Origin of the sequence: Roseibium denhamense (assembly GCF_009711415.1) — a bacterium.
GTDB lineage: Bacteria > Pseudomonadota > Alphaproteobacteria > Rhizobiales > Stappiaceae > Roseibium > Roseibium denhamense.
In genome coordinates this window covers 152,855-177,966 of record NZ_SMLZ01000116.1, presented here as the reverse complement: position 1 = coordinate 177,966, position 25,112 = coordinate 152,855, and the positions used below count along the sequence as shown (strand labels likewise).

The following is a 25,112-nucleotide window of genomic DNA, read 5'->3' as shown; positions in this document are numbered from 1 at the left end:
TATGTCTGAAATTCCCCATCTTCTCGTCCACGAACATGCCGACAATGTCGGTGTGGTGGTTGTGGAAGGGCTGACTGCCGGCACCGACATGCTGTGCTGTGTCACCCATGACAATTCCACATTCCGTCTCACAGCCGGAGCAGATGTGCCGATTGGCCACAAGATCGCACTGAAAGACCTCGCAGATGGCGACACGGCCATCAAATACGGCGAGGACATCGGCAAAATCATCGCCGAAATTCCGAAGGGCGCCCACGTCCACACGCACAACTGCAAAACCAAGCGCTGGTAAGGAGCTGCCCGAAATGTCTACCAAATATTCAAATATGACGGTGAAGGCCTACCGGCGCGAAAACGGCAGGGTCGGGGTCCGCAACCACGTACTCATTCTGCCCGTCGACGATATTTCCAACGCGGCCTGTGAGGCTGTTGCCAACAACGTCAAGGGCACGCTGGCCATCCCACATGCCTATGGCCGTCTGCAATTCGGCGAAGATCTGGAGCTGCACTTCCGCACTATGATCGGCACCGGCGCCAACCCGAATGTCGCGGCGGTCGTTGTTATCGGCATCGAGCCGGGCTGGACCAAACGGATTGCCGATGGCATTCGCGAAACGGGCAAGCCGGTCGCTGAATTCTCCATCGAGCAGAACGGTGATTTTGAGACGATCCGTCGCGCCTCCTGGGCCGCGAAGGACTTCGTTCACAAGACTTCGGAATACCAGCGCGAAGAGTGCTCCATCTCCGAGCTCTGGGTCTCCACCAAATGCGGTGAGAGCGACACAACCACCGGTCTCGGCTCCTGCCCGACTGTCGGCAACATGTACGACAAGCTGCTGCCGGAAGGCATCACCGGGTTCTTTGGTGAAACGTCTGAAATCACCGGTGCGGAACACATCTGCCAAAAACGTGCGATCAACGAGGAAGTCGGCGAACGCTGGTACAAAATGTGGAAGGCTTATCAGGACGATGTGATCTTCGCACACCAGACCGATGACCTGTCAGACAGCCAGCCGACCAAAGGCAACATCGAAGGCGGCCTGACCACCATCGAGGAAAAGGCCCTCGGAAACCTGGAAAAAATCGGCCGCACATCGCAGTACATCGACATTCTCGATCCTGCCGAGGCGCCGAAGTCGGGCAATGGCCTCTATTTCATGGACTCATCGTCCGCAGCCGCGGAATGCGTGACCCTGATGGCTGCCGGCGGTGCCGTGATCCACACCTTCCCGACAGGACAGGGCAATGTGGTTGGCAACCCGATCGTGCCGGTGGTCAAGATCACGGCCAATCCGCGCACGGTTCGCACCATGAGTGAACACGTGGACGTTGATGTCTCCGGCATATTGCGCCGGGAAATGACCATCGATGAGGCCGGCGATGCGTTGATTGAAATGATCTGCCGCACCGCCAATGGCCGGAACACGGCTGCCGAAGCACTTGGTCACCGGGAGTTCTCGATGACCAAACTCTACCGCAGCGCTTAAAACCAACTGGTCTGGTGGCTGGAAACCAGCCACCAGATACTCAGCCTTACAGCTAGGGCATCGCCAAGCCCCAAAATTTGAAATAAGTGTCGGCGATCAGTTGTCTTTTGAAAGCACACACACCGATGGAAGCGACCGAACGCCTCAGCCTTTGCAATGCAGAACTTTTGATCAAGTCCGCCTTCCTGGCCGTGGGAGTGCCAGACCTAGCCGCGCAGTCCGTTGCAAACGCGCTTGTGGCCGCAGAAGCGGAAGGTCAAGTAGGGCACGGATTTTCGCGGGTGGAGGACTACGCCGCTCAAGTCCAGTCCGGCAAAATCGCTGCCGCTGCAGACGTTATAATTTCTCAAAAAGGAACAAGCAGCCTCCTCGCAGATGCCGGTTTCGGATTTGCCTATCCCGCACTTGATGCGGTCATTGAGAAAGGCTCCGAAGTCGCGCTGGACCATGGCTGTGCAACCATGGGCATTACGCGGTCGCATCACTGCGGCGCGCTCTCGGTTCAGGTCGAAAAACTGGCCAATCAGGGTTTGATGGCGATCATGGTGGCCAACGCACCGGCGGCGATGGCGCCGTTCGGGGCCAAGCATCCCGTGTTCGGCACAAATCCAATTGCGTTTGCCGCGCCCCGTCCAAGCAAGGATCCGCTTGTGGTGGACCTCTCCCTGTCACGGGTGGCCCGCGGCAAGGTAATGAATGCACGCAAAGCCGGTAAAGACATCCCAGAGGGCTGGGCGCTCGGCAAGGACGGCACCCCGACCACAAGTGCTGAAGCTGCGCTCGAAGGCACAATGCTGCCGATTGGAGAAGCCAAGGGCACAGCGCTGGCACTGATGGTGGAGATCCTGGCCTCGGTCATGACGGGCGCATCTAAAAGCACCGAAGCATCCTCGTTCTTTTCCGCCGATGGACCACCTCCCGGAGTTGGTCAATTCCTGATCGCCATGAAGCCGATGGATACGGAGCATTTCGCTGCTCGCATCGACGCTCTGCTCAGCCTGATTGAAACAATGGAGGGCGCGCGCCTGCCCGGCAGCCGCCGCGCTGACGCCATCGCCAAGGCGCGGGCGGAGGGCATTGACGTACCGGTCCGCTATGCCGACGCGGTCCGGAAGCTTGCAGAAAGTCATGCCTGTCTCTGACCGGCCAAAGGTCAAGGCAGGACTGGTTGAGTTTCAAAAAGGAGGATGTCGATCCGATGTACAAGCATGTCCTGATACCGGTCGCTCTTGATCATGAGACGCTGATCGGCCGGAAACTTGAAAACGCGCGCCATCTTATGGCGGATGGCGGACAAATCACGCTTTTGACCGTCCTTGAAAATATTCCGGGCTTCGTGTCCGAATTCGTGACCATGAAGGTCGACAACCATCTTACGACCAAAGTCGAAAACAAGCTGCGCGAAGCAACCGGCGGAGACGACAGCATCCAGTGCAAGGTTGTCAGTGGGAAGCCCGGTGTTCAGATTGCAGCCTTCGCCGAGGAAAATAGCGTCGATCTCATCATCGTCGGATCGCATCACCCGACCGCCCAGGATTACTTTCTCGGATCAACGGCCTCTCGCGTTGTGCGGCGGGCCGGCTGCTCCGTATTTGTCGTTCGCGGCTAACGACCGGTTTGATTGAGAAAAAGGGCCCCGCTCCAATGAGCGGGGCCAAGGTTGGGGCCACTACTGCAAGGCCGCCGGGAGAAAGAGCGCGATGCCGGGCATGGCGATGAGCGCGGCGACCATCAGACCCATGGTGAAGACGAAGGGGAGTGACCCCATCATGACATCGCTCATGGATCCACTGCGCCGGGCGCCCTGAACCACGTAGAGATTGAGCCCGACAGGCGGCGTGATCAGCGCCATTTCAATCAGCACGATCATCAAGATGCCAAACCAGACGGGATCATAGCCGAGCTCCAGAACGAGGGGCACGACGATCGGAATGGTGACGACCATCAAGGACAGTGTCTCAATGAAGAATCCGAGCACGACGTAGATCGCAACGATGACAAGAAGCGTATAGAACGGTGTCAGCCCGAGAGACCCGAGGAAATCCTGCAGCTCGCGGCCCAACCCGGCTGAAGCCAGAGTAAAGTTCAGGAACGAAGCGCCAATCACAACAAGCATGATCATTGCCGTGATCTTGATCGTGCCCAGAAGGCTAGCTTCCATCATCTTCCAGGTAATGCCGCTCGTTAGCGCTGCAATAAGCATGGCACCGGCCACGCCCACAGCGGCCGCCTCCGTCGGGGTTGCCCAGCCCATATAGATCGACCCGATGATCAAGGTGAACAGCATGATGATCGGCAGGAGCTCGGTGAGCGCCTTGAGCATGTCGATGAAGGGAAAGACACGCCGGGTTCCGCCGAGATCGGGCCGGATCGCGCAAATCAAGGCGGTCACCACCAGAAAGGCAAGTGCCAGCAAGAGGCCCGGCACGAGACCCGCCAGAAACAGCTGCGGGATCGAGGTCTGGGTCAAGAAGCCGTAGACGATCAAGTTGATCGATGGCGGGATCATGATCCCAAGCGTGCCTCCGGCTGCAATAGCGCCGGAAAACAGGCGCTGGTCATATCCGAGACGTTCAGCCTGTGGCATGGCAACGGTCGCAACTGTTGCAGCGGTTGCGACAGACGAGCCTGACGTTGCCGAGAACATTGTCGCGGTTGCCACATTGGCGTGGATCAAGCCGCCTGGAAGCCAAGAGAACCAACGGTCCAATGCCGAGTAAGTCCGGCTTGCGATCCCGGAGCGGACTAGGATCTCCCCAAGAAGCACGAAAAACGGGATGGCGATCAAGGTGGCCGATTTTGAAGACGACCAGACCATGTTTCCAAGGCCGCGTATCAAGGGAAACGAGGAATAGAACTGATCAATTCCAAAGGCGAGCAGGAACAGAACGACCCCCACGGGCAGGGAAATCGACAACAGAGCGAGCAGGGAGACTGACAGGGTTCCAATCATGTTGCAGCCTCCGCCTCACGGGCAGCTGCGTCCGCTTCCGCAAAAACACCAGCAACGCTTTCCGCTTCCTTCAAGCGGGACTGAAGTACCAGGAATGTTGCCGCGACGAGCGTGATCCAGGCTGAAAGGGCAAACCATGCCCATCCCATAAACCACGGCACCTGAACAAGCGCCAATGGTGTTTCAAGCGGTGTGTTTGCCCGGCTGCCATTCACCAGGGAGCGCTCGACAACCGGCCAGCACTTGTAGGCGATCACGGACGCAACAGCCGCCAGCGTTGCCATACAAATGAGATCGAGGACCGCCCGGCCGCGCGATGCGAAACACCCGCGCAGGAAATCGATCCGCACATGGCCCAGTTCCAGAAGGCAGTAGGCCATGCCCCAGGACGTCACGATGGCCATGACATAGCCTGCAATCTCGTCCGTCCCCCCCAGACTGCCGCCGAGCTGACGGACGAGAATTTCAGCGAGAATAAAGGCGGCGCATAGGAGCAGCCCCGCGCCCATCGCAAGTGCGATGAGCCGGTTCACTGCCTTTAGCCGGTCAATGATACGTTCACTTATGCCGGCCACCGCCGTACCCTCCTGTTGCCGTTAATTGGCGATCTGTACGCCAACCGTCTCACCGACACTGGCATTCCAGCGCTGTGCCCAGTCCCCGCCAGCCCGTTCGGCCCAGTCCGGAAGAACTTCCCCAATCAGGATGCCCCGGGCTTTCTCGAAATCGGCATCGGACACTTCAACCAGCGTCATGTTACGCGCATCACCGGCTGGGCATTCACCATTGCCCGTCAGACAGGCAATGTCATTGACCAGCGCATCTTGTGCGACCGCCCATGCTGGATCTTCAAAACCGGTTTTGATCTCGGCCTCGATCAGCGCCTTGTCGGCATCGCTTAGGCTGTTCCAGCGATCCATATTGACAGCCGTCACGACAGAATCCCAACCGCCGAGCGGAATGGGCAGAAGATGGGTTGATACTTCCCACCAGCCCGCCGAGTAGCCAGAGCCGGCGCCGGTGACCGCGCAATCGACAACACCGCGTTGAAGCGCGCCTGGGACTTCTGAGAACGAGACATTGACGCCTTCCGCGCCGAGCGCTTCCAGGAAAATCGCCGTCATGCGCCCGGATGCACGCACCTTCTTGCCCTGAAGATCATCGAGGCTGCCGATCTCGGCATTGCAGAACACCACTTGCGGCGGGTAGGGGGCGATCGCCAGGACATGCGAATTGAAACGGTCCTTGTAGATATCGGCGACCATTGGGCGGGCCGCATTGACCATCGCGCGCGCATCGTCTGCGTTCAGCGCCAGGAGCGGCACGTCCAGCCCCTCAAGCTCGGGAGCATCGGCCACCGCATAGTCGGCAACGGTCATGCCGACATCGTAAACGCCATCCCCAAGCAGGCGGAAGACATCGCCGACACCCAGCCCCATCTGATTGTGGGTGGTCAGTTCCACTTCAATGTTTCCACCGGAGGCGGCAGGGAGTTTTTCCGTCCAGAACGGGGCTTCGAACTCCTTGTGAAGCGGCAGGCCGGACCAGCTGCCGACCACCGATAGGGTTTCCGCTTGTGCCGGGGCGGCCAAAAGGGCCGTGGATGCCAAAAGTATTGTCAGTTGCGTGCGCATGTCAGTCTCCTCTGGAAAGGGGCTGGAAGGTTTCAGCGTTTTTTTGATTTGGTTGGATCACCGGTATCTCCGCAGTCTCCGGCACATCGGTGATCAGCATGTGTCCGGGTGTATGGGTAATGACCAAGGGAAGATTAGCCGAGAGAAGGGCAGCCTGAGGTGTCACGCCGCAGGCCCAAAAACACGGCACCTCATCGGGCTTTATGTCCACCGAGTCACCCCAGTCGGGCGCGGCAAGGTCACGGATGCCGATTTCCCCGGGAGAGCCGGTGTGAACAGGTGCTCCGTGGGCCAGCGGAAATTTCGAAGAGATGGCGATCGCTTCGGCGACACGGTCCCGGGGTATCGGCCGCATGCTGACCACCATGGTTCCGCCAAATGGTCCGGCTGGGGTCAACTCGATGGAGGTGCGGTACATGGGAACGGTGGTATCGGCGTCGATATGGCGGACAGGTATTCCCGCTGCGATCAACGCCGTTTCAAATGTGAACGAACACCCGAGGGCAAAACCGACATGGTCTTCCTTCCAATAGCTGGAGATATCCGGAACCGTCGCCGTGATTCGGCCATTTTCGTAAATGTTATAGGAGGGGACATCCCGGCACAGATCGACGTCGCGGCCAAGCGTCCGGAACTGCGGGCTGCCCGCATCAGTCATGCCGACAACGGGGCACGGCTTCGGATTTCGCTGGCAAAACCGGGCAAAATCAAGAGCGTGGACTTCGCGCAAAACAACCAGGTTTGCCTGTAGATAGCCAGCGGCGAGACCAGCGGTGTGGCGGGTATAGGCGCCTGACCGGATGGCGGCTCTCGCCTCTGACGGCAAGAGTGCCCGTATGTGCTCAAAACTGTTCATTGCAGGTCCGCACTCCTCAACTTCCTTGAGGATGTCGGCTGGCCCTAATCTGGTCAAATCAATAGTTTTTCCGATTTTTGATAAAATATTTTTATGTCTCAAACGTGATTTTGTGCCACTTCCGCTGCGAGCTGCGCCGCACTTTCGATCATTTGACTGCGGGGATCGGCAATATAGGACGCGGTAAATGTCAAAGGCTCTGGCGCCCAACCCGGATTGAACGTCTTCAAAGTCCCGGCGGCAACAAACGGATCGGCAAGAAGGCGCGGCAAGGCGCCGACCCCGAGCCCCGTCTCGACCAGCCGGATGGCTGCGGACAAAGAAGAGGACGGGAACAGCGCGGTATCGGTTTCCACATGCTCTTGAAGCTGGTCCCGCATGTCCCGGTAGGGCCGGGTGTTCTTGGCGTATGTGATGACCGGCTTGTCGAAAAGCCGTGCCGCCAGCGCCGGATCATCGGGGGCATCTGCGGCAGCATACCAATCGAGTTCGAAGCGGGGCAGGGCAATGTTATCAACCGAGTACTCGGACACCGGTCCGAGCAGGAAGGCAAGGTCGATTTCCCGCGCAAGCAAAGCGTTCCGCAGGCTCACGGAGACATCAACATTGAACTCGATCTGCAGTCTTGGGAACCGTTTCGACAGCTCGGTAATGAAGTCCGGCATCCAGCTTTGTGCAATCGTCTCCGATGCCCCCAAACGCAAGTGCCCTTCAAGATGGGCCGGATCTACAATGTCCCTCTCGATCTGATTGGACAGAACTTCCAGCTTCAACGCGTATTGAAGCAGCAATTCACCCTGTTTGGTGAGGCGATTCTGACCGGCACTGCGATCAAACACCTGGGTCCCGAGGGTCTGCTCAAGCCCCTTCATACGGGCCGTGACTGCAGGCTGTGTCAGGTTCAACGACTGCGCGGCCTTCACCACTCCGCCGCTGCGCACAACGATCAGAAATGTCCGCAACTGATCCAGATTGATCCGTAACATCTGCTCCGCCCTTTTTGGACGAACATTGCAGAGCTTCGAACGGAAGAAAAGCCCGCTCCCGTCAGCGTGGGCAATGGAAGCGAACGCAAAAGCACGGATTTATCGGAAAAGAGTTTGGCTGGGGAACCTGGATTCGAACCAGGACTAACAGAGTCAGAGTCTGCGGGTCTACCGTTAACCTATTCCCCAGTAACGCACGAAGTGCGCAATGTCCAAGGGCGAACCGGCGCCCGTTAGGATGAGCGCAGCGTATACATCCAACCTGCTTCAAAATGCAAGGCGGTAAGCCCATATTTTTTCCGTCGGCCCTGCCGGACTACAGTTTAACGCAAGCCTCGAGAATTCGGAACACAGGTACTTTTCGCGGCAATGCCAACCTGTTACAGTTTCGTCAACGATGAATAAGGGTTCTGACCGGACCGCTTCCCAGCGCCGGCTCCTGGAACCCGAAAGGCAAAACAGTGACGCATTCAGGCAAGGAACCGCCCGTAAATGGGCGAAGTGCCCCTGATGAGTCCGGCAGAATTGGCGCCCCAAGTGGGCCCAAGGGACAGAAAAAGCGGCGCCGCAGACGGCGTTCGGGACGGCAGGCGGATGCCAGGAAAAGCCAGTCTCAGAACACGCAGGCAAACCCGGATTCCGCCCGTGACGGGCAGACTCCCTCCGCAAGTCCCTCCGGTCTCATTACAAGTGGACCGTCCGCTCAGCCCGTTCAAAGGGCAGACGGAAACGAGCAGGAGTCTGGCCAGAACCGGCGGAAACGGCGCCGGCGCGGACGGAAGGTGCCCGCCAGTCAGCAACCACAAGCATCCGCATCAAATAACCGCGCTGCAACGCCGGATGGGACTGCCCCGGGCGAGACGGTCCGAGACGGCCAAGCCTTGCACCCGAAACGGCACCGGAAACGCAAGGGCAATGGTTTCGGGGCGCGGGCGGACCAAACGGTCGCTGCAGCCGTCGAGCCATCCGGGCCTGCGAATGCCGATACCCGGGGGGCGCATCCCCATTCTGCGAAAAACGAGGCAGGGCATCCGCATTATCCAAGACGGGGAAGCCGGGCACACCCCAGGAACGGTCATGCACGTCCGGATGCATACAGACTTGGCGGCCCGGCGGTCATTGGCCGGGCGCAACCACTCTATGCAGCGCTCGATCTTGGGACGAATAACTGCCGTTTGCTTATCGCCCGGCCCGAAGAACGCGGCTTCCGGGTCGTCGACGCATACTCAAGAATAGTGCGTCTGGGCGAGGGGGTCGGGTCTCACAAGCGATTGAGCGATGCTGCCATGGAACGGGCCATCGAGGCGCTCGACAATTGTCATCGGAAACTGGCGGATCGCGGTGTCAGCAGGTCCCGCCTCATTGCGACTGAAGCCTGCCGCGCAGCTGAAAACGGCGATACGTTCATAGAACGGGTCAAGACCGAGACGGGTCTTGCACTGGAAGTGGTCAACCGGGAAACCGAAGCGCGCCTTGCCGTTGCCGGCTGCGCATCGCTTGTCGATCATGATGCCGATGGTGTGATCCTGTTTGATATTGGCGGTGGATCCTCGGAAATCGTCTGGCTTGATCTGCGGAACCGCTGCGGAGCCCGCGGTTATGCGCTGACCCGTTTCATCCGCTCCTGGATCTCTTTGCCGGTTGGGGTTGTGAACCTTGCAGAACGCCACGGCGGCATGCATGTCACGCCGGACATTTTTGAATCCATGGTTGAAGATGCCGCATCCCATCTTGCTGCCTTCAATCTTGCAAGCAGCCTGACCGAGGCCATTGGCTCCGGAAAGGTCCATATGCTTGGAACATCCGGGACGGTGACAACGCTTGCCGGAGTTCATCTGGGATTGCGGCGGTACGACCGGCGGAAAGTTGACGGAACTTGGCTGGAAGACACGCAGGTCGGCCGCATGATTGATGAGCTGCGCGACATGCCGTATGAGGCCCGCGTGGAAAACCCCTGCATTGGTGCCGACCGTGCGGATCTTGTGCTCGCTGGGTGCGCAATTCTGGAAGCTATCCGGCGCCGTTGGACCTGCTCCCGTTTGCGCGTTGCGGACCGGGGCCTGCGGGAGGGGATCTTGACCGAATTGATGGCAGCAGACGGCGTATGGGCCCGCAAGAAAAACGGCGCGCGCACCAGCCGCGGCCGCCAAGGAAACAGAACATGAGCAGATCGAAAAAGGGATCGGGCGACCGCGGCCTTCATGTAAAGGTGAAGAGTTCCGCCGGACGACGCGAATCGTCCACCCGCTGGTTGGCGCGTCAGCTGAACGACCCCTATGTCCGCCGGGCCAAGATTGACGGCTACCGGTCCCGGGCTGCCTACAAGCTGATTGAAATCGATGACAAGCACAAATTGCTGAAACCCGGCTATCGGGTAGTCGATCTTGGATGTGCTCCAGGCGGGTGGTGCCAGGTCGCCGTCGAGCGTGTGAAATCCACCGTAGAAGCTCCGAAGGTGGTTGGAATCGATTACCTAGAAATGGACCATGTGCGCGGAACCACATTTCTCCAGAAGGACTTTCTGGACGAGGACGCACCGGCGCTGTTGATGGAAGCGCTTGGCGGTCAAAGGCCGGATGTGGTGTTGTCGGACATGGCTGCGCCGACCACCGGGCACAAACAGACGGACCATTTGAGAACGACCCACCTTTTTGAGATCGCGATCGACTTTGCGCGCCGCAATCTTGTGCCTGGTGGATCCTTTCTGGCGAAGGTGTTCCGGGGCGGAACGGAAAACGCACTCCTTCAGGACCTGAAGCGGGAATTCAAATCTGTGGCGCATCTCAAGCCGCCCGCGAGCCGGAAGGAAAGTCCGGAACTCTATGTGATTGCCAAGGGTTTCCGCGGCAGCGACCTTGACCCAGATGGCTGATAAATCTCTGGCTTCAAAGCGCGCGGATATCGCCTCTTTTCTTTCTGTCACCTGCATGTTATTGACCCGCGCCAACTTCTCCGGCACAGCCGAAGCGACTCGTAAGATGCAAGCCAAATGCCTGCTTGCGTCTTCGCCACCATTTTATAAGGGGAATTGGCCATGGCATCTTTCTTCGTTCCATCGACAGGGGTCCAGGCACTCACGTTCGATGATGTGCTGCTGATCCCCGGACATTCCGAAGTCATGCCTGGTGAGGTCGACCTGCGCACCAAGGTAACCCGCGAGCTGGAATTGAATTTGCCAATCCTGTCCTCGGCCATGGATACGGTCACGGAAGGCCGTCTGGCCATTGCCATGGCGCAGGCGGGCGGGATTGGTGTCATCCACCGCAACCTGACCCTCGACCGCCAGGCTGAAGAAGTCAGAATGGTGAAGAAATTTGAATCCGGAATGGTCGTCAATCCCCTTGTGATCGGCCCGGACGCAACGCTTCAAGATGCTCTCGATCTCATGAAGCGTTTCGGCATTTCCGGCGTTCCGGTGGTGGAAAACGGCGGATCCGGAGGCCAGGTGACCGGCAAACTGGTCGGCATTTTGACCAACCGCGACGTTCGCTTTGCCTCCAACCCCAATCAAAAAATCCAGGAGCTGATGACCCACGATGGGCTTGTTACCGTCAACGACAGTGTCAGCCAGGATGATGCCAAGCGCCTTCTTCACCAAAACCGGATCGAGAAGCTCCTGGTTGTTGACGACAATGGCCACTGCACCGGTCTGATTACCGTCAAGGACATGGAAAAGGCACAGCTGAACCCTAATGCGTCCAAGGACGCGCAAGGGCGCTTGCGTGTAGCAGCCGCGACCAGCGTTGGCGAGGAAGGCTTTGCAAGGGCAGAACGCTTGGTAGATGCAGGTGTTGATATGGTCGTTGTCGATACCGCCCACGGCCATTCCCAAAAGGTCCTGGACATGGTCAGCCAGGTCAAGAAACTGTCCAATTCAGTGCAGGTTCTTGCGGGCAATGTCGCCACATCAGAGGCAACAAAAGCTCTGATCGATGCCGGAGCGGATGCCGTAAAGGTCGGGATTGGCCCAGGATCTATCTGCACGACACGGATTGTGGCTGGCGTTGGGATGCCCCAATTGACCGCGATTATTGAATCGGTCAACGAGGCAAACAAGCAAGGCGTGCCGGTCGTGGCCGATGGCGGTATCAAATTTTCGGGTGACCTTGCAAAGGCGATTGCGGCTGGAGCGGGGTCCGTCATGGTCGGCTCCCTTCTCGCCGGAACGGAAGAAAGCCCCGGCGAAGTGTATCTCCACCAGGGCAGGTCGTATAAATCTTATCGCGGTATGGGATCGGTTGGCGCGATGGCACGCGGGTCGGCCGACCGCTATTTCCAGGCGGAAGTCACCGATAATTTGAAGCTGGTCCCGGAAGGCATTGAAGGCCAGGTGCCGTACAAGGGCATGCTTGGCAGTGTCTTGCACCAGTTGGCGGGCGGCCTTCGCGCTGCGATGGGTTATGTCGGCGGCAAGACAATCGAGGACTTCCAAAAGAAGGCCCGTTTCGTCCAGATTTCCGGTGCAGGCCTGCGCGAAAGCCATGCCCACGATGTCACAATCACCCGGGAAAGCCCGAACTACCCGTCCAACGTGTAATTAAGCCAGATGAAACAGAACCAGACGACCGGTTCTCCAGACAGGAATGACTGATGAAAGACGGCGGGCGCCTTGCTGCGGCAATTGAAGTTCTGGAGGAAATCGAGACCCGCCACCGGCCGGTTCAGGCGGCCCTCAAGGAATGGGGAACGTCTCACCGTTTCGCCGGATCCGGGGACCGGACCGTTATCGGCAACCTGGTTTTTGATGCGTTGCGCAACAAGGCGTCCCTTGGCGCTCATATGGAAGATGCTTCGGCAAGAGCGCTCGTGCTGGCAACCTACTGCCTGACTTGGGAAAAAGGGGTGGATGCGCTGACCGCAGTTCTCGAGTCGGACCCTCATGCACCGGAGCCACTGAGCGGCGCCGAGGTCGAACACCTGTCCAATAACATCGGTCCTGAGCCAACTGCCAGCGACGAGGCCGATGTTCCTGGCTGGCTCTGGCCGCAGTTTGAAGCTGTCTTTGGTGTAGATGCCGTTTCGGAAGGAAAAGCACTTGCGGCTCGGGCCCCGGTTGACCTGCGGGTGAACACGCTGAAGTCCAATCGTGACAAACTCCTGAAGCGCCTGGCACACACCGGCGCTGCGGTCACATCGCGGTCGCCAGTTGCCCTTCGGATCGCGGCCAAGCCGGGTCTGGGACGGATGCCGCATGTTCAGGCGGAGGAGGGATACCAGAAAGGCTGGTTCGAACTTCAGGACGAGGCAAGCCAGTTGGCGGCTCTCCTTTCCGGGGCAAAGCCCGGTGAACAGGTTTTAGATTTCTGCGCAGGCGGTGGCGGCAAAACACTCGCATTGGCCGCAATGATGGAAAACAAGGGTCAGCTTTACGCTTCTGACGCGGATCGCTTGCGCCTTGCACCGATCCACGAACGCCTGCAGCGGAATGGCGTCCGGAACATCCAGGTTCGCGATCCTGCATCATCTGATCTGATCGATCTTCAGGGTCAAATGGACCTGGTGTTTATCGATGCGCCTTGCAGCGGCACGGGCGTTTGGCGCCGTCGGCCAGATTCAAAGTGGCGCTTGTCGGAAAAAGCTTTAGCAGACCGCATCGCCGATCAGCGCCGTGTTCTTGAAAATGCCAGCACATACGTCAAACCCGGTGGCCGCCTGCTTTATGCCACCTGTTCAGTTCTGCCGGCAGAAAACCAAGATCAGGCGGAATGGTTTCTGGAAGCGCACCCGGAGTTTGAGGCTCTATCCGCAAAAGACGTTTGGGAAGGGGCCTTACCCGGTGTTGCCCTTCCAAAGTACGTCTCGAAAACGGGTGGCTTGCTGCTCACTCCGGCATCAACAGACACGGATGGGTTTTTCGTCGCTCTCTTCACGCGGCAACACTAAAAAGGCAGCTTGGGGCGGTCAGGAGGAATCCCGGCGTCTCAAGCCCAAGACATTCGGCAAAGCCTCGCCGTCATGTGTAGGCGATCCGGGCAATTTCCGGTCAGAAGGCGCCTGTTCCGGGTCGCCAATAGACCTTTCAAGACAAGCTTCTTCCGAAGATACGTTCTCCGCTGCCTCCATTGCGGAGACCTTTTGAACGCCCCCTTCACCAGGTCCCTGAACATCCTTCGTGAGCCGGTTTACAAGGCTCTTTACCTCGGGCGGAAAGCCCTTGCCCGCGGACAATCCGGTCAGCACCCGGCGCGCCTCTTTGGGGTAGTCCAAAGCGGCAAGCGCGGCGCCAAGCGCATTCATCGCCGCTGCATGGTCTGGATTGCTTTCCAGAACCTTCACCGCATACCGGAGCGCCAGCTTGTGGTCGCCGGTCCGACGGTTCAAAACGCTCAACCGGACAAGCAAACCTTCTGCTTGCGGCGACAACTCCAAGGCAGCTTCGGCAGCCTCGACCGCGTCCTGCAGGTCGTCCCGTCCTTCCAACGCCTGTGACAGCAAGTCGAACGGTTCCGGGTCCTTTGGCGCGGCCTGTGCGGCACGGATCATCAGTTCGACAACGTCGTCAAACCGCTTGCGCCGTAAAAGCGCTTTGCCAAGCCCAGTTAGGGCGTCAAGAAAACCGGGATCGGTTTTCAAAGCCTTCCGGTAATTTGCAATGGCCGATGGCATATCGGACGATTTGATTTGAATGTCGGCCAGGAGGGTGAGCGCGGCAGCATGGTTTGGAAGAAGGGTCACAAGCCGGCGTGCGGTGACCAACCCATCCGCGTATTGTCCGTCCTGATGTAAGACTGTTGCAAGCCCGTATAACGCATTGATGTCATCTGGCGTGCGATCCAGCACTTCAGCAAAATTCTGCCTCGCATTTTCCGTGTCACCAAGCAGCAGCTGGCAATTCCCGAGGCTTGCTCTCGCCTTCATATGATCCGGTTCAGCGAATACGATCCGCCGCAGCTGGGATTGGGCTTCCTCGACCTGGCCCGATTGCAGCATGGCAAGCGCGGTCCTGTAGGCGATTTCGGTATCTTGCGGCGCCATCTCCAGCGCCTTGAGGTAGGTTGCTAAGGCCCGGTCGAGATGCCCTGAGCGTTCCAAGGCAACAGCTTCATCAAAGGTCGTGCGAGCGGCAGCAATCATAAACGGGTCCTGGCACCTGACCGGTGATCGATCAGCGAATCAAATGTGTCGCGAATACTCACCGTAAAAGGGCGCAGAGGCTGCGGTCAAAAGCCAAATCTTGTCTTGCACAGCTTGCGCATTTTGACAGGGTTGCATCCTCCGCCCGAAACCCTGTGGACGAAGCCATCAAAGAATTACAGTGTGCAGTTCCCAGATCGCAGGAAGTGGGTTCAAATTCGTCAAAAGAGACGCTAGAAGCTGCCCATGACCCATCAACACGACCGCCTTCTCATCATCGATTTCGGATCGCAAGTAACGCAGCTGATCGCCCGACGTTTGCGCGAGCTGAATGTCTACTGCGAGATCCATCCCTTTCAGAACGTCACAGATGCGTTTCTGGCCGAGTTCGCGCCCAAGGCCGTGATCTTCTCCGGCGGACCGGACTCCGTGACGCGGGAAGGATCTCCGCGCCCACCGGAAAGCGTCTACGGTCTTGGGGTTCCGATCCTCGGCATCTGCTATGGCCAGCAAGTGATGATGCAGCAGCTCGGCGGCGAAGTGCATGGCGGCAAGATTTCCGGCGGTGGAGGCACTGCCGAGTTCGGCCGGGCCTTCGTGACACCCGCCGGTACCGATCTGTCGATCCTGAACGGCTGGTTTGCCGGTGGCAAGGAACAGGTCTGGATGAGCCACGGCGATCATGTTGCCAAGCTCGCACCGGGGTTCGAGGTTTTCGGCACCTCGCCAAACGCACCGTTTGCGATCACCGCCGACACAGGCCGGAATTTTTATGCCGTCCAGTTTCACCCGGAAGTGCATCACACGCCGAACGGCAAGACGCTTTACGAGAATTTCGTCAAGCTCGCCGGTTTTACTGGCGACTGGACGATGGGCGCCTATAAGGACGATGCCATCGAAAAGATCCGTCAGCAGGTCGGCGACAAGAAGGTCATCTGCGGTCTGTCCGGCGGGGTTGACAGTTCAGTTGCCGCAGTCCTGATCCATGAGGCGATCGGCGATCAGCTCACCTGCGTGTTCGTCGATCACGGCCTGATGCGTCTCAACGAGGCGGATGAGGTCGTCTCCATGTTCCGGGACAACTACAACATCCCGCTGATCCATGCGGATGAGAGCGATCTGTTCCTCGGCGAACTGGACGGCCAGTCCGACCCGGAAACGAAACGCAAGATCATCGGCAAGCTTTTCATTGATGTGTTCCAGAAACACGCCAACGAGATCGAAGGCGCCGAGTTCCTGGCTCAAGGAACGCTCTATCCGGACGTCATCGAGAGCGTCAGCTTCTCGGGCGGGCCTTCGGTGACGATCAAGTCGCACCACAATGTCGGCGGTCTTCCCGAAAAGATGGGCCTCAAACTTGTCGAGCCGCTCCGCGAGCTGTTCAAGGACGAGGTGAGGGCGCTTGGCCGCGAACTCGGCCTGCCGGAAAGCTTCATCGGCCGTCATCCCTTCCCGGGACCGGGCCTTGCCATCCGGTGTCCCGGTGAAATCACCCGGGACAAGCTGGACATCCTGCGCAAGGCGGATGCGGTCTATATTGACCAGATCCGCAAGCACGGTCTCTACGACGAGATCTGGCAGGCCTTCGTTGCGATCCTGCCCGTTCGCACCGTCGGCGTGATGGGCGATGGCCGGACTTACGATTACGCCTGTGCGCTTCGGGCCGTGACCTCCGTCGACGGCATGACCGCCGATTATTATCCATTCAGCCACGACTTCCTGGGCGAAACGGCGACGCGAATCATCAATGAGGTCGAAGGCATCAACCGCGTGACCTACGACATTACGTCGAAACCTCCGGGCACGATCGAGTGGGAGTAGTCTCCACCCGGCCTTGAAACCTGCTCATCCATGCGCATCCTGATCCTGACCGACGCCTCCGACCGGCACTTCTATTTCTGCAACCGGATTGCGTCGGAAGCGGACCATGTCGTGGGCATCATTACCGGCGGAAAAGAGATCAACCGCCCGTGGACAGAGCAGGTCAAAAGAACGTTGACGCGGCATCCTCTGCAATCCGCCCGCCAGTTTTATTTCAAGAAGCGTTATCGAAGTTACGGGCGGGCCATCCGGGTTGAAAAACGCGAAGCCGAGAAACGCTTTTTTGCCGATGGCGCCCGGCAATTTACAGAGACCTTTTCGGAGTTGGTGATCGGGCCTCTCCAGCCATCCGACAGGTCCATCAACGACAGGCGATTCGTGGAACTGATCCGATCATCCGAACCGGATGCTATTGTTGTCATGGGAACATGCATCCTGGGCAGCGCCATCCTGAAGAGCGCGCCGGTCATCTTGAACATGCATACGGGATTATCGCCCTACTACCGGGGGGGACGGACAAATTTCTGGCCATTTATCGAAAATGACCCCGGTTACTTTGGCGTGACCGTTCACAAGATGTCATCTGGGATCGACACCGGAGACATCGTTTATTCCGAACGGATCAAGGTCGAGACAGGCGACACGTTCGGGTCGATCAACGCAAAGAGCATCGTTGCGGGAACGGGTCTTATGATCAAGGCGCTCAAACACTTGCGGGCCGGGACGATGAACGCGCTGCCGCAATGGACGCCTGGAAAACTGTTTCATGACCGCGACTGGACTTTGAAGGCGGCAAAAATCTATTTCGACAACCGCGAGGCCCTCATCGAAAGGCAGATCCAAGGCGAAACCGAAGACGCCTTTTCGGCCATAGTCACCGTCGAGAATGGGCGGGCAAAGAATGGCTAGGCTTTTGAACCGGGCCCTTTATGCGCATGTGATTTTGTACCATGCCGTTTTTGAAACCGTACCGGATGCCATCAACACACATTTTCACAATGTTACGCCAGACGTCCTATATGCGCAGCTTGCGTGGATGAAGCAGTATTTTGATTTCGTGACCGTTGACGAGTTGCGCGCACGTCCTGACCGGGAGGGAACCTGCGCTGTCACATTCGACGATGCCTACAAGTCCGTCTTTCAGAATGCTCTGCCTGTCCTGAACGATCTTAAGATCCCGGCGACAGTGTTCGTGATCGGCTCGACTCTCAGTGGATCTATTTTTTGGCGCGATAAGATCCGCTGGATCATGAAAAACGGTGCAACGGAAGACTTTCTGGAAGCGGCTTCGCCGTTTTGCACTGAGCATGGAATCCGGTCCGCAAATTTCTACAAGCAAACCAAATCACAGAGCGTCCATACTGCTGAGCTAGTGAGGCACGTCGATGATTTCCTGCAAATGCATGAGGCCTTCGAATGGGATGCTTTGAAGCTTTGCGCGGAACAGCAGCAAGAGCTCCTGGACCATCCTCTCCTCAGCTACGGCAACCACACCCATCACCATTATGTCCTGCCGTCGCTTGAAGCGGATGCGAAACGCGCTGAAATCGGTGAAACCGCAAAGCTGCTGACAGAATGCGGGAAAAAACTGAGCGGTGTTTTTTCAATTCCATTTGGCGGCCGCAACATGTTCGACGCGGAAACGCTGAGGCTCATTCACAACGCCGGATACGATGCTGTGTTATTGTCCCGGACGCGGGTGAACCACGTGACGCGCGGGGCGCTGCCGGAGATATCCGGCGTGCCCTACCTTGAACGCTATATGGCCCCGGAGACGCTTGAGATGTTTCAAGATGGTATTGTCGCACTCATCGCGGACGCAGCGGCGCGCGCGACGTCCACCTAAAACAAAAACAATAGCGGCCATGCCCCCACATCACACCAGACCGAGCCTCGACCCAGACTGCGCTTCTTGCGCCGCACTTTGCTGCGTTGTCTTTGCATTCGACCGGTCGGAATCGTTCGCCTATGACAAGGGCGCAGGAGAAGTCTGCAAGAACCTTGCGCCGGATAACACGTGCAAGATTTTCGAAAAACGAAGTGCGCTCGGTTATCAAGGATGCATTACCTACAATTGCTATGGGGCCGGACAGCGGGTCACCCAGGAAGTGTTCAACGGCAGAAGCTGGCGCGACGATAAGGCTCTTCTGACGCCGATGGGAGAGGCTCTTTCGGTCCTGAGACGGATCCATGAACAGTTGATGCTTTTGCGCGCGGCTACAGGTCTGCCGCTTTCGGAATCTGAAAAGGAAGTTCTCTATCGCCTTGAAGGCAGGCTGACCCCGGAAGCTGCCTGGACCCAGGATGCGCTGGCAGGCTACCCGATTGACACGGTTTGCCGGGACGTGGCTGTGTTTTTAAAGCAGTTGCAGCGTCACGTTTAAGGACCTGTTACTTGGCGCAGGCAATACAAAATGCCGCCAGAGGGTCAACGTACAGTCTCTTGGCGGCTATCTCCTCACCGCACGACACGCAATACCCGTAATCACCATCATCAAGCCGGTTTAGAGCGGCATGAATTCTCTGAATGTCTGCGCGCCGCTGACGTTCGGAGGCTTGCGCCATGGCCTGGCCTTGCAAGGCATCCATACGGGACAAGCGTCCGACGGCCTGCTGATCAAGCGCGACCGTCGCGCGCGCTTCCTCAGACAGCGCACTTAGCTCTTCCAAATCGACTTTCATCGCCAGCAATCTGTTCCGGACGCTTGATGCATCGTTCATCCGACACCCTCCACAGCTCAGCATGGCCGCGGCACTAACTTTTTTCAAGCAGCCGTGTCAGACGGCTCCGCTGCGACACTCTTTCGGCGATTAACGGCATCGTGACTTTGCAACCGCTTGCAATGCAACCAGTATCGCGTTGTGCATTCGGCGGAATATTTCGCACGGACAATAACGTTCGGCCTCACAGTAACCCAACCAGGGTTCGGGCCTAATATCCGTTCAATTTACAACGGCATATACAGCTCAAAAAGGGACACTCATGAAAACTCTGCACCTCCTGGCAGCAAGCTTGTTTGCCGGTCTGGTTTCGGTCTCTAGTGACGCTGCGCAGGCGGGCGATGTTGAAATCGTCAATGCGGAGGCACGAAAATCGGGCGACAGCTGGACGTTTTCAGTCACCTTGCGCCATGAAGACACCGGCTGGGAGCACTATGCGGACCAATGGGCGGTCTATAGCACTTCTGGCGACTTGCTGGGCGAGCGGGTCCTGTTTCATCCGCATGTCGAGGAGCAGCCGTTTACACGGTCACTGTCCGGCGTCAAAATACCGGACGGGATGACAAAGGTGATCATCCGGGCGAGGGACAATGTGGACGGCGTCTCACCGCAGGCGTTTGAATTGACTTTGCCGGATTGAGGGCATTCGGCCGGCCGAAGCGCGAAGCGGTTCTCAGCCTTGTCCGTTCACGAAGGCGAGAATCCCATCCGCGACAAACTGGACCGACAAGGCGGCCAGCAGAACGCCAAGAAGCCGGGTGATCACCAACTGGGCCGTGTCTCCAAGAGCCCGCTCAATCCGGTCGGCAAGCAAAAATGCGCCCAGGCAGCTCAGCAGGATGATCGTGATCACACCGCCAAGACCCGCATAGGTCATTGTGTCCGGGGCCTGGCTGGACAAAAGAATAATCGCGGAGATCGCCGCGGGCCCTGATATCAACGGGATTGCCAGCGGGAAGATGGCTAGTTCGTTCACGGTGCCATGATGGGCGTCGGACGACTCGACCGCTTTTTCAGCCGTCTCGGTCTTGCGCTCCTGCCGCTTGCCGAAAATCATTTCAATCGCAATCAGGAACAGCAAAATGCCGCCAGCAACCCGGAAGGCTGAAACGGAGATCCCAAGAACGTTCAGTACGGTTTGCCCGGTGAAGTAAAAAACACCCAAAATGGCTGCAGCTGTGACCGTTGCCCGGATCGCGACCCTGCGCCGGTCTGCCGGGCTCATTCCGGCCGTTACGGCGAGGAACATGGGGGCAAGCCCAACAGGATCAATGGTGACGAAAAGCGTCGCAAATGCATTGATGTAATAGTCGAGCATGACCCTGTCCGGTCTCCGTAACTGGCGTTGATTCCGGCCTGTTCTAGCGGCCTTTGCGCAAACACGCGACAGCGCGTCCCAAACTATTTTTCGAGCCTGTGCATACCCTTTGTAACCGTCTGTAATTAATGACGAATTACTGAGGCGGAAAACTGTCGGCTATTTGGTCTGCAGAATTGAATCGGATATAAAAGAACCAGCAATAACAAACAAATGAGTGTCTTCCTTGGCTGACCAGGACAACAGCACACCTTCAGGCGCATCGCCCTCCGACATCAAGCCGATCTCAATCGTCGACGAAATGAAAGCGAGCTATCTCGATTACGCCATGAGCGTGATCGTGTCGCGCGCGCTTCCCGACGTACGCGACGGCCTGAAACCCGTTCACCGGCGCATTCTCTACTCCATGAACGAGAACGGTTACGATTGGAATAAACCGTACCGGAAGTCGGCCCGCGTGGTCGGGGACGTCATCGGTAAATACCACCCGCACGGTGACAGCGCGATTTATGAAGCGCTTGTCCGTATGGCGCAGCCTTTCTCCCTGCGGCTTCCCCTCATTGATGGCCAGGGCAACTTCGGCTCCGTCGACGGCGATCCCGCCGCGGCGATGCGCTACACCGAATGCCGACTGGAGAAAGTCGCTCACAAGCTTCTGGACGATATCGACAAGGATACGGTCGATTTCCAGGAAAACTACGACAACTCCGAAACCGAACCGGTTGTTTTGCCGGCCAAGTTCCCGAACCTCCTGGTCAACGGAGCCGGCGGTATCGCGGTTGGAATGGCGACCAACATTCCGCCCCATAATCTGGGCGAAGTGATCGACGCAGCCATCGCCATCATGGAAAATCCGGCGATGACGCTGGAAGAGATCATGCAGATCGTACCGGGGCCAGATTTCCCAACCGGCGGTATGATCCTCGGGCGCGCGGGTATTCGCAATGCCTTTGAAACGGGGCGCGGCTCGGTCGTCATGCGCGCCAAGGTCGATACGGAGGAAATCCGCAAAGACCGCTGGGCGCTGATCGTCACCGAGATCCCTTATCAGGTCAACAAATCGACCATGATCGAGAAGATCGCGGAAATGGTCCGCGACAAGCGGGTCGAGGGAATTTCGGATATCCGCGATGAGAGCGACCGCTCCGGCATGCGCGTTGTCATCGAACTCAAACGCGATGCAGTGCCCGATGTTGTGTTGAACCAGCTCTACCGGTTTAGCCAATTGCAGACCTCGTTCGGCTGCAACATGGTGGCTCTGAACGGCGGCAAGCCGGAGCAGATGAACCTGTCCGACATGCTGCGGGCGTTTGTTTCATTCCGCGAGGAAGTGATCCAGCGCCGGACGCGTTTTCTTCTCAAGAAATGCCGTGATCGGGCGCACATCTTGGTGGGTCTCGGCATTGCCGTTGCCAATATCGACGAAGTCATCAAGCTCATCCGGGCAGCTCCAGATCCGGCAACCGCCCGGTCGCAATTGATGGAGCGGAACTGGCCCGCCAAGGATGTTGAAGATCTGATCCGCCTGATCGACGATCCGCGTCACATGGTGCAGGAAGACGGGACCTATAAGCTGTCGGAAGAACAGGCCCGGGCGATCCTGGATCTGCGTCTGCAGCGTCTGACCGCAATGGGCCGTGAAGAAATCGAAGAAGAGTTGAACAAGATCGGCGCGGAGATCTCGGATTACCTGGATATCCTGCGCTCCAGAGCCCGGATCCAGGAAATCGTCCGGTCCGAAATGCTGGAAATCAAGGAAGAATTTGCGACACCGCGCCGAACTGAAATCATTGAAGGCGGAGCGGATTTCGACGAGGAAGACCTGATCCAGCGTGAAGACATGGTCGTGACCGTGTCCCATGGCGGCTATATCAAGCGTGTGCCGCTGGCCACTTACCGTGCGCAGCGGCGCGGCGGCAAGGGCCGGGCGGGCATGGCCACCAAGGATGAGGATTTCGTCACCCGCCTGTTTGTTGCCAATACCCACACGCCGGTTCTGTTCTTCTCGTCCCGTGGCATTTGCTACAAGATGAAGGTCTGGCGTTTGCCGCTCGGCGGCCCGACCTCGCGTGGCAAGGCTTTGGTCAACATGCTGCCGCTCGAGCAGGGCGAACAGATCACCTCCATTCTGCCACTTCCGGAGGACGAGGAAACCTGGGCAAATCTCGACGTCATGTTCGCGACAGTGCGCGGCACGGTTCGGCGAAACAAGCTCTCCGATTTCGTCAACATCAACCGCAACGGCAAAATTGCGATGAAACTGGAAGATGGCGACGGCATTGTCGGGGTTGATACATGTTCTGAGCATTCGGATGTCATGCTGACCACCAATTCCGGCCAGTGCATCCGCTTCCCGGTGACAGATGTCCGTGTCTTCGCCGGACGGAACTCGGTTGGCGTTCGCGGGATCCGTCTTGCGGACGGAGATCATGTAATCTCCATGCAAATCTTGCATCACATTGATGTCGATGCCGAGGAGCGTGCCGCCTACCTGAAGCTCTCCCGTGCGCTGCGCGGCGAGGCGGATGAGAACGGCAATGGTGCGCCAGATGAAGAAGGCGTTGTTGCCGGCGATCTGCCGCAAGAACGCTATGCGGCCATGAGCGCCGCAGAGCAGATCATTCTGACCATATCCGAGAACGGATACGGCAAGCGTACCTCGTCCTTTGAATACCGGGTCACGGGCCGGGGCGGAAAAGGCATTACCGCAATGGCGGTCAATAACCGGAACGGCGGTCTTGTTGCGTCCTTCCCGGTTGAGGAAAGCCATCAGATCATGCTTGTAACGGATGGCGGCCAGCTGATCCGCTGCCCAGTGGACGGCATCCGGATTGCCGGCCGGGCAACACAGGGCGTGATCGTCTTCAAGACAGCCGACGATGAAAAGGTCGTCGCCGTCGAAGGGATTTCCGAAGTCGACGAAGACGAAGATCTGCTAGAGGCCGAGGAAGGCACAGCGCCAGACGGTGAAACTAGTGGAGAGACACCAACTGATAACTCCGGAGACGCGAATACCGGCGAAGGCGAAGGCGAGGGCGGCCCGGAGGCCTAAACCTTACGGCTTCCGGCATCGTCCGGGATCTGAAACGACAACAGCGGCCAGGGTGGAACCTGAGCCGCTGTTTGCCGTTCGGGGGGAGGTCAATTTGAAAGTTAGTTGGCGGCCGGGTACCGGGCCAGGATCGTTTCATTGACGGTCGGGCTGGCTTTCTCCACCGTCGTATAGGAGACATTACGCACCTTGCGGCCGCCATTCAGAGCAGACGCACAGTCTTCGCTCCAGGCGCCCCACGCTTGTGAGTCGCAGGAATTTGCACGGTCCGGACCGGCTGCGCGGTCGGACTTTGTGGCAAGCAGGCCCTGGGTTGCCGTATGTGTCAGTTCCCCGGCCTGCGAGGCCTTGCTGGAATTGATCGTGAAAATCCCGGCCGCAGCGACCGTCAGGACGGCAAGCAGGAAGACCACTGCAATTTTCATATGCGCGGTCTGGTCTACTGCTTCTGCGGAAATCGCAAAGGGCTGAAACCCGGTCCGGGTTTCGTTCAAGGGGGTTTCCTGCATGCTCCTCATTTTCTTGGCTCCTGCTCACGCCGTATGTCGATGGAGCCACCATGCCCCAGTCCGGGCAAGGGGGATGTGACCCCTGTCACATTTTGGCGGGTGATGAGATTTGCAGCACTTGAAGCCGCTATGCCTTGTGGCCTGCGGGCCGGCAGAGTATGGAAGAACCCATGACACGTATCGCGCTCTATCCGGGTTCCTTTGATCCGGTCACAAACGGCCATATGGACATTTTGCGGCAAGCGCTCGCGCTGGCGGACAAGGTGGTCGTCGCTATCGGCATTCATCCGGGCAAATCACCGCTTTTCAGTTTCGAAGAACGGGTCAACCTGATTCACGCATCCGCGGAAGCAGAGTTCTCCGGCGCTGAAGCTGCCCGGATTGAGGTGATTTCCTTTTCAGACCTCGTGATCAATACGGCCCGGTCCCAAAATGCATCCTATCTTGTCCGTGGTCTGCGGGACGGCACTGACCTTGACTACGAAATGCAAATGGCCGGAATGAACGGAACCCTGGAGCCGGACATCAGAACGGTGTTTTTGCCCGCTTCGCCAAATGTTCGCCACATCACCGCGACACTTGTCCGGCAGATCGCGAAAATGGGCGGGGAAATCTCGGCATTTGTTCCAAAGCCCGTTGCAGATCCGCTCCGGGACCGGGCAAACCCGGTGCCGAACTAAAATATCCACCTGAATTGAACT

At 58.1% G+C, this 25,112-nt stretch carries 24 protein-coding genes and 1 tRNA gene; 15 read left to right on the top strand and 10 right to left on the bottom strand.

The annotated features are described in order from the left end of the window. The first annotated feature begins 1 nt into the window (after position 1). From E1180_RS20780 to E1180_RS20765, 4 genes are all read left to right on the top strand, one after another. Entirely contained in the window at positions 2 to 292 is a 291-nt protein-coding gene (locus E1180_RS20780; RefSeq protein ID WP_008197157.1) for a UxaA family hydrolase, read from the top strand. Between the two features lie 13 nt (positions 293 to 305). Further along, positions 306 to 1,487, top strand: a complete 1,182-nt coding sequence (locus E1180_RS20775) for a UxaA family hydrolase (protein WP_055671772.1) — start codon at positions 306 to 308, stop codon at positions 1,485 to 1,487. 125 nt (positions 1,488 to 1,612) lie between these two features. Next, positions 1,613 to 2,629, top strand: coding sequence for an Ldh family oxidoreductase (locus E1180_RS20770; protein WP_155194436.1), 1,017 nt, complete (start codon positions 1,613 to 1,615; stop codon positions 2,627 to 2,629). 26 nt (positions 2,630 to 2,655) lie between these two features. After that, the gene (locus tag E1180_RS20765) at positions 2,656 to 3,096 is read left to right on the top strand and encodes a universal stress protein (RefSeq protein ID WP_208997279.1); all 441 of its coding nucleotides are present in this window, start codon (positions 2,656 to 2,658) and stop codon (positions 3,094 to 3,096) included. 60 nt (positions 3,097 to 3,156) lie between these two features. Here E1180_RS20765 and E1180_RS20760 read toward each other — a convergent pair whose 3' ends face one another. The 6 genes from E1180_RS20760 to E1180_RS20735 form a co-directional block, all read right to left on the bottom strand. Continuing rightward, the gene (locus E1180_RS20760) at positions 3,157 to 4,440 is read right to left on the bottom strand and encodes a TRAP transporter large permease (protein WP_155194433.1); all 1,284 of its coding nucleotides are present in this window, start codon (positions 4,438 to 4,440) and stop codon (positions 3,157 to 3,159) included. Then, complete coding sequence (locus E1180_RS20755) at positions 4,437 to 5,015, bottom strand: TRAP transporter small permease subunit (RefSeq protein ID WP_208997278.1); 579 nt, start codon at positions 5,013 to 5,015, stop codon at positions 4,437 to 4,439. The genes E1180_RS20760 and E1180_RS20755 overlap by 4 nt, the downstream gene beginning before the upstream one ends. 21 nt (positions 5,016 to 5,036) lie before the next feature. Continuing rightward, a complete protein-coding gene (locus E1180_RS20750) occupies positions 5,037 to 6,074 on the bottom strand; it encodes a TRAP transporter substrate-binding protein (protein WP_155194431.1) in 1,038 nt (345 codons plus the stop codon). A gap of 1 nt (position 6,075) precedes the next feature. After that, positions 6,076 to 6,930: a putative hydro-lyase gene (locus tag E1180_RS20745; protein ID WP_155194429.1), complete on the bottom strand. Its 855-nt coding sequence runs from the start codon at positions 6,928 to 6,930 to the stop codon at positions 6,076 to 6,078. Positions 6,931 to 7,028: 98 nt separating this feature from the next. Next, positions 7,029 to 7,916, bottom strand: coding sequence for a LysR family transcriptional regulator (locus tag E1180_RS20740; RefSeq protein ID WP_155194426.1), 888 nt, complete (start codon positions 7,914 to 7,916; stop codon positions 7,029 to 7,031). Between the two features lie 115 nt (positions 7,917 to 8,031). Then, positions 8,032 to 8,105: transfer RNA gene (locus tag E1180_RS20735), tRNA-Gln, on the bottom strand. A 593-nt stretch (positions 8,106 to 8,698) separates the two neighbouring features. On the opposite strand from E1180_RS20735, the gene E1180_RS20730 reads away from it, so the two are divergent. The 4 genes from E1180_RS20730 (at position 8,699) to E1180_RS20715 (ending at position 13,799) form a co-directional block, all read left to right on the top strand. Then, positions 8,699 to 10,081 carry a Ppx/GppA phosphatase family protein gene (locus tag E1180_RS20730; protein ID WP_283404436.1) on the top strand — a complete coding sequence of 461 codons (1,383 nt, stop codon included), beginning with the start codon at positions 8,699 to 8,701 and terminating at the stop codon, positions 10,079 to 10,081. Then, positions 10,078 to 10,788, top strand: coding sequence for an RlmE family RNA methyltransferase (locus E1180_RS20725; RefSeq protein WP_155194422.1), 711 nt, complete (start codon positions 10,078 to 10,080; stop codon positions 10,786 to 10,788). The genes E1180_RS20730 and E1180_RS20725 overlap by 4 nt, the downstream gene beginning before the upstream one ends. A 162-nt stretch (positions 10,789 to 10,950) precedes the next feature. Continuing rightward, positions 10,951 to 12,453: an IMP dehydrogenase gene (gene guaB, locus E1180_RS20720; protein ID WP_155194419.1), complete on the top strand. Its 1,503-nt coding sequence runs from the start codon at positions 10,951 to 10,953 to the stop codon at positions 12,451 to 12,453. Positions 12,454 to 12,506: 53 nt separating this feature from the next. Next, entirely contained in the window at positions 12,507 to 13,799 is a 1,293-nt protein-coding gene (locus tag E1180_RS20715) for an RsmB/NOP family class I SAM-dependent RNA methyltransferase (RefSeq protein ID WP_155194417.1), read from the top strand. 18 nt (positions 13,800 to 13,817) lie between these two features. Here E1180_RS20715 and E1180_RS20710 read toward each other — a convergent pair whose 3' ends face one another. Next, positions 13,818 to 14,990 carry a tetratricopeptide repeat protein gene (locus E1180_RS20710; protein WP_155194414.1) on the bottom strand — a complete coding sequence of 391 codons (1,173 nt, stop codon included), beginning with the start codon at positions 14,988 to 14,990 and terminating at the stop codon, positions 13,818 to 13,820. Positions 14,991 to 15,236: 246 nt separating this feature from the next. Here E1180_RS20710 and guaA point away from each other — a divergent pair, with 246 nt between their 5' ends. Genes guaA through E1180_RS20690 form a run of 4 tightly spaced genes read left to right on the top strand, consistent with a single transcriptional unit; the run spans position 15,237 to position 19,195 of the window. After that, entirely contained in the window at positions 15,237 to 16,811 is a 1,575-nt protein-coding gene (gene guaA, locus E1180_RS20705) for a glutamine-hydrolyzing GMP synthase (protein ID WP_155194412.1), read from the top strand. A gap of 30 nt (positions 16,812 to 16,841) precedes the next feature. After that, positions 16,842 to 17,720, top strand: coding sequence for a formyl transferase (locus E1180_RS20700; RefSeq protein ID WP_155194410.1), 879 nt, complete (start codon positions 16,842 to 16,844; stop codon positions 17,718 to 17,720). Next, positions 17,713 to 18,657, top strand: a complete 945-nt coding sequence (locus E1180_RS20695) for a polysaccharide deacetylase family protein (protein WP_196220662.1) — start codon at positions 17,713 to 17,715, stop codon at positions 18,655 to 18,657. Before E1180_RS20700 ends, E1180_RS20695 begins: the two co-directional genes overlap by 8 nt. A 19-nt stretch (positions 18,658 to 18,676) precedes the next feature. Then, positions 18,677 to 19,195: a hypothetical protein gene (locus tag E1180_RS20690; RefSeq protein WP_155194406.1), complete on the top strand. Its 519-nt coding sequence runs from the start codon at positions 18,677 to 18,679 to the stop codon at positions 19,193 to 19,195. Positions 19,196 to 19,202: 7 nt separating this feature from the next. On the opposite strand, the gene E1180_RS20685 is transcribed toward E1180_RS20690, so the two are convergent. Further along, positions 19,203 to 19,532: a TraR/DksA family transcriptional regulator gene (locus E1180_RS20685; protein WP_155194403.1), complete on the bottom strand. Its 330-nt coding sequence runs from the start codon at positions 19,530 to 19,532 to the stop codon at positions 19,203 to 19,205. 262 nt (positions 19,533 to 19,794) lie between these two features. Here E1180_RS20685 and E1180_RS20680 point away from each other — a divergent pair, with 262 nt between their 5' ends. Further along, a complete protein-coding gene (locus E1180_RS20680) occupies positions 19,795 to 20,172 on the top strand; it encodes a hypothetical protein (protein ID WP_155194401.1) in 378 nt (125 codons plus the stop codon). Positions 20,173 to 20,205: 33 nt separating this feature from the next. Here E1180_RS20680 and E1180_RS20675 read toward each other — a convergent pair whose 3' ends face one another. Next, positions 20,206 to 20,850 (bottom strand): MarC family protein, encoded by a 645-nt coding sequence (locus E1180_RS20675; protein ID WP_155194398.1) that lies wholly within the window; start codon positions 20,848 to 20,850, stop codon positions 20,206 to 20,208. Between the two features lie 226 nt (positions 20,851 to 21,076). Here E1180_RS20675 and gyrA point away from each other — a divergent pair, with 226 nt between their 5' ends. After that, the gene (gene gyrA / locus E1180_RS20670; protein ID WP_155194396.1) at positions 21,077 to 23,902 is read left to right on the top strand and encodes a DNA gyrase subunit A; all 2,826 of its coding nucleotides are present in this window, start codon (positions 21,077 to 21,079) and stop codon (positions 23,900 to 23,902) included. A gap of 101 nt (positions 23,903 to 24,003) precedes the next feature. Here gyrA and E1180_RS20665 read toward each other — a convergent pair whose 3' ends face one another. After that, entirely contained in the window at positions 24,004 to 24,420 is a 417-nt protein-coding gene (locus tag E1180_RS20665) for a phosphopantetheine adenylyltransferase (protein ID WP_155194394.1), read from the bottom strand. 161 nt (positions 24,421 to 24,581) lie between these two features. On the opposite strand from E1180_RS20665, the gene coaD reads away from it, so the two are divergent. Next, positions 24,582 to 25,091: a pantetheine-phosphate adenylyltransferase gene (gene coaD / locus E1180_RS20660; RefSeq protein ID WP_155194392.1), complete on the top strand. Its 510-nt coding sequence runs from the start codon at positions 24,582 to 24,584 to the stop codon at positions 25,089 to 25,091. Positions 25,092 to 25,112: the final 21 nt, after the last annotated feature.